Annotated in this window: 1 protein-coding gene; it reads right to left on the bottom strand. The window is 63.5% G+C overall.

The annotated features are described in order from the left end of the window. Positions 1-161 precede the first annotated feature (161 nt). On the bottom strand, positions 162-556 hold a 395-nt coding region (locus tag ACH196_RS38155), incomplete at its 5' end, for a hypothetical protein (protein ID WP_396651995.1).

A 556-nucleotide genomic window follows, 5' to 3' on the forward strand; every position in this document is an offset into this window, starting at 1 on the left:
GGCAGCAAAGGCCCGATCAGTTCCCATTCCTCGTCCGTCAGACCAACACGTTCGCCCAAGGCTGCCTCCAAAAAGAAGCCTTGAATCAAAACCGGATTCTCCAGTCAACCTTTGTCAACGGACGCTAGATTGATCAAGGACAACGTCCTTGGAAATGACACCTAGCGCAGCCGGCCCGCCGCATGGGCAAGCATCGTATAGACCTTGCCGGTGTCGGAGGTGAGGTAGGTCTCGGTCATCCGGTTGTCGCGGTCGTTGCGGGCGACGTCCTTCAACAGCTTCTCGAAATCCTCGCAGTAACGGTCGACGGCGACACGGAACTCGCCGTCGTTCTGGTACTTGCGGCGGATGTCGTCGAAGGTCTGCTGGCCCTTCAGCGTGTAGAGGCGGCGCGTGAACACGTCGTGTTCGCCGCGCCGATAGCGCCGCCACAGCTCGATAGAGGCGTCGTGGTCGATCGCACGGGCGATGTCGACGGACAGCGTGCTGAGCGTTGCCGCGGCCGGCGAGGGGGCACGCGGGGCTGCCTGCGCCGGCGCACGGGGCGCTGCGGGGC

The organism is Mesorhizobium sp. IMUNJ 23232, assembly GCF_044326205.1.
Lineage (GTDB): Bacteria > Pseudomonadota > Alphaproteobacteria > Rhizobiales > Rhizobiaceae > Kumtagia.